General features: G+C 49.6%; 6 protein-coding genes. All 6 read left to right on the forward strand.

The annotated features are described in order from the left end of the window. Positions 1 to 131: 131 nt before the first annotated feature. The 6 genes from H6F80_RS05420 (at position 132) to H6F80_RS05440 (ending at position 3,763) form a co-directional block, all read left to right on the forward strand. A complete protein-coding gene (locus H6F80_RS05420; protein ID WP_190790580.1) occupies positions 132 to 1,025 on the forward strand; it encodes a pirin family protein in 894 nt (297 codons plus the stop codon). Next, positions 1,018 to 1,431, forward strand: a complete 414-nt coding sequence (locus H6F80_RS05425) for a hypothetical protein (RefSeq protein WP_190790581.1) — start codon at positions 1,018 to 1,020, stop codon at positions 1,429 to 1,431. The genes H6F80_RS05420 and H6F80_RS05425 overlap by 8 nt, the downstream gene beginning before the upstream one ends. 41 nt (positions 1,432 to 1,472) lie before the next feature. Next, positions 1,473 to 1,571 carry a DUF5996 family protein gene (locus H6F80_RS30620; RefSeq protein ID WP_518523522.1) on the forward strand — a complete coding sequence of 33 codons (99 nt, stop codon included), beginning with the start codon at positions 1,473 to 1,475 and terminating at the stop codon, positions 1,569 to 1,571. Positions 1,572 to 1,666: 95 nt separating this feature from the next. Beyond that, positions 1,667 to 2,311, forward strand: coding sequence for a TMEM175 family protein (locus H6F80_RS05430; RefSeq protein WP_518523521.1), 645 nt, complete (start codon positions 1,667 to 1,669; stop codon positions 2,309 to 2,311). A gap of 278 nt (positions 2,312 to 2,589) precedes the next feature. Then, positions 2,590 to 3,504 (forward strand): CPBP family intramembrane glutamic endopeptidase, encoded by a 915-nt coding sequence (locus H6F80_RS05435; RefSeq protein ID WP_190790582.1) that lies wholly within the window; start codon positions 2,590 to 2,592, stop codon positions 3,502 to 3,504. Between the two features lie 52 nt (positions 3,505 to 3,556). Beyond that, a complete protein-coding gene (locus tag H6F80_RS05440) occupies positions 3,557 to 3,763 on the forward strand; it encodes an SDR family NAD(P)-dependent oxidoreductase (protein WP_190790583.1) in 207 nt (68 codons plus the stop codon). Positions 3,764 to 3,962 lie beyond the last annotated feature (199 nt).

Here is a 3,962-nt window from a genome sequence, read left to right on the forward strand (position 1 = left end):
AAAGCCAGGGTCAATTGGAGATTTTCCAGTGCAGGTGCGCGCATTCGGTTAGGGCATCTCTATCCTAAATTAAAGCATGCTAACTAGGCAAAGTTTATTTGGTGAACTACTAGTTCCGAAGAGGCAATTCTATGACTGTCCCCACTCAAACGTCTCGAACCGTTGCCGGAGTAATCAACAGCGTTGAAACACACGAAGGGGCCGGATTTCTTGTACGTCGGCCCTTTCCCAAAAGTAGCTTCTCTGAATTTGACCCGTTTCTCCTCCTCGACGAGTTGGGTCCGATTAATCTAAAGCCGGGTCAGGCAAAAGGTGCACCCGATCATCCGCACCGGGGCTTTGAAACCGTCAGCTATGTCTTGGATGGACGGTTAGAACACAAAGATTCTGCGGGGCACGCCGGGCTACTAAATCCAGGTGACGTCCAGTGGATGACAGCAGGTGCCGGGGTCGTGCATTCCGAGATGCCGGAGTCAATGTTTACCCAAACTGGTGGACGGCTCCACGGCATTCAATTATGGGTCAATCTGCCACAACAAGACAAAATGATGCCACCCCGCTATCAGGAAATTCCAGCGGCTCACATTCCGGTCGCTCAAACCGAAGATCGGTTTATGACGGTGCGGGTGATTGCGGGAGAAGCGTTAGGGGCAAAAGCCGTAATTCAGACGCGCACGCCGATAACTTACCTCCACTTCACACTGCAACCAGGGGCAACGATGATCCAGCCTGTACCAAAAGAGTACAACGCCTTTGTCTATGTACTGGAGGGGTCTGGGTTGTTTGGGACAGAGCCAGCGCCTGGTGATGATGGGCAGATGGTGCTCTTTTCTCAAGATGGAGAAGATGTGGCGATCTCCAACCCTGCTGATGCTCAGCGCCCTCTAGAGCTTCTGCTGATTGCAGGTGTACCCCTTAACGAACCAGTCGTGCGCTACGGTCCGTTTGTCATGAACACTGAAGCTGAAATTACCCAAGCGATCAACGACTACCAGGAAGGAAGGATGGGACGGATTGATGCTTAACACATCTCAATATCAGATTAGTCAACATCAACGCTTGAGTGAGTTACGAATCAAACTACTGCATCTGCACAAGCTTTTACTAGAGAGTGAGCGTCTTACCTATGAGCAAGTTCGAGGGCAAGTTTCTAGAGGTGAATTGCTACAACTGGTGATTAGTCATAAGCAGTTTGCCTGGTTGCATCGACTCTCAGAATTGATTATCCAAATCGATGAGTTGCTTCATGCCGATGAATCTGTTACATCAGAGGCAATTGAAGCGATCGACAGTGACATTCGTACACTGCTCAGCCCCGATGAATCAGGCGATGAGTTTGCCATGAAGTATAACACGACGCTTCAACGCCACCCCGATGTCGTGTTAGCTCATGCAGATGTCATGATGTTGCTGACCTTTGACAGTATTTAACCTCCAAAATTCACAGATTCTGAACTTGCTCCGATTGTGTAATTGCAAACCTCCTTGCTTTTCTCCAAAGCACCTATGAGACAGCAGCCAACTTAGGACATTGGGATCGAGTAGCCCTGGAGCGTTCCCCAACCGTGTAAGGCTAACAAATTGCAAATCGCTGAAGCGGATGGACTAGCGACCTTGATACAAAGTTTGAGGCGATCCGCTGCCACTTAGAGATACTGAATGGATAGTGGATAACCGGACACTATTTTTACAAACGGCAGTTATACAACGCGGTAAACAAGGAGCATACCCAAAAATGGTTAAAAGTAGGTTAGAAGCATTCAGTGATGGGGTAATTGCTATTATTATCACCATTATGGTACTGGAGTTAAAAATACCTCATGAGTCAGATTTAGCTGCACTACGTCCGTTGATCCCAATCTTTCTAAGCTATGTGTTGAGTTTCGTGCATGTTGGTATTTACTGGAACAATCACCATCACCTGTTTCAGGCAGTCCGACAAGTGAATGGTTCAACTTTGTGGGCAAACCTACATTTGTTGTTCTGGTTATCATTATTTCCCTTTGTCACCACATGGATGGGTGAAAATCACTTTGCTGCCTTGCCTGTGGCGCTTTATGGTGTGGTTCTATTGTTGGCTGCGATCGCCTACTTCACTCTGACTCGCACACTTGTTTTTCACCACGGTCAAGATTCCACACTTGCAACCGCTCTTGGTCGGAATTTTAAAGGCAAGTCATCGGTATTGATTTATGCAGTTACAATTCCACTTGCTTTTGCAATCCCTTGGTTTGCATGTGCATTATACGTTCTGGTTGCAGTTCTGTGGCTCATTCCCGATCGTCGTATCGAAAAGGCGTTGAACTCATAAAGTTCCATTTTTGATGCAACAAAAACCAGCTAACAAACCCTCTGCACCAGCACGAATATAGGTTGTTGGTCACAGACAAAGGTGATCTGAATCCGGTGCGCGGGACCATTATGCCGCTTAAACCTAAGACGGGAATGTGGCTGGTTCTCGTACTGCGACATCTGGCGCTTTCGCGGCAACAAGATTGTCGAATTAAGAGCTTTCGTAATCCCAGCCGAAGTCAAGGCTGAAACCAGCAATGCAGGGTAAATCATTTGCAAAAGTCAGGATGTATTCCCATGAAAAACGCAACTTATGTGGAGGCTGCTCGGTGGGGTAAGTATCGGGGGTGGCGGTATGTTCTGGGTCTAGTGGTCATTCTCTTTGCGTGGCTGGTGGTCGGGACTGGTGCCAGCGTACTCGTCGCGATCGCGTTTAGCGGCCAACCGGATTACTACGTGCTTGGTCCTTTCGGGAAGTTCCTGTTTGTTATGGTAGGTTTCGTGTTTTTCCTGGCGGGGGTTCTCATCGCCGTTACCCTTATCCACCGCCGCTACCCCCGGACACTGATTACGGCGCGGGAGCGGATCGACTGGCGTCGCATCGGTCAGGGGTTTGTGGCGTGGTCCGTTCCAGCGTGTCTGATAGGTGGGCTGGGACAGTACCTCTTCTACCCCGACACCTTTTCCTTCAACTTCGACCTGGCGACGTTCGCGCTCTTCGTGCCACTGGCACTGGTCTTCACCGCGATCCAGACGACCACTGAGGAGCTTTTCTATCGCGGGTACATCGTGCAGGGGGCGAGCATGATCTCGACCAGCCGCGTTTTTCTGGCGCTCGTGGCGGCCGTGGTATTCACCCTGCCGCACCTTTTAAACCCGGAGGTGAGCGCAGGCGGCTGGCTCACGGTCTTCTCCAACTACTTCCTCGTTCCGGGTCTGTTGTGGACCGTGGTCTCGTTGATTGACGGAACCACTGAACTCGCCATCGGCGTACACTTCGCGAACAACATCGGTAGCATACTCCTGTTCAACATCACTGGAAGTGCTGTGACCACACCGGCTCTGTTCACAATCAGCGAGTATCACGCCACCTACGGGGCGCTATCAGTGCTAGTTGCAATACCCGTGTTCCTGGCGATCCCCTACAAAGTGTTCAAACGCGACGAGGCATCCGAACCCGTTTCCCAGAGCAATCGGATTGGTCGTCGGTGATCTCGTCAGTTCATTGCTGAAGGTCAATCTTGATTGAAACAGGAGAAACAAAATGATACTGCAAGATAAAGTGGCGTTAGTTACAGGCGGCACATCGGGAATTGGCAGAGCAACGGCGACCCTTGTGGTATCTGCGAAGCAGCGCGCGCTCGGTGCTGCTGAAGCAAAAGTCGTGTTCTCCGGTAGACGCGACGCAGAAGGAGAAAAAACCGCCAAACTAATTCGCGAAACAGGCGCTGAATGCTTATACGTCCATTGAAACAAATTCACTAACATCACAAGCATCTGAAAGCAGTCAAGCATTGGAACTCAAGACACTTTAGATAAATAGAACCAGGAGTATTTAATCATGGTCAAACAGCAAACTGTAGACGGACAAGCAAATTTACAAGCAACTACCAATTTGACACCAGCCCAGGAGTCTTTGCAAGCACTTTGGGAAGAGCATTTACAGTACG

It is taken from the genome of Leptolyngbya sp. FACHB-711 (assembly GCF_014695615.1).
In the GTDB taxonomy this organism is placed as follows: Bacteria; Cyanobacteriota; Cyanobacteriia; order Elainellales; family Elainellaceae; genus Leptolyngbya_A.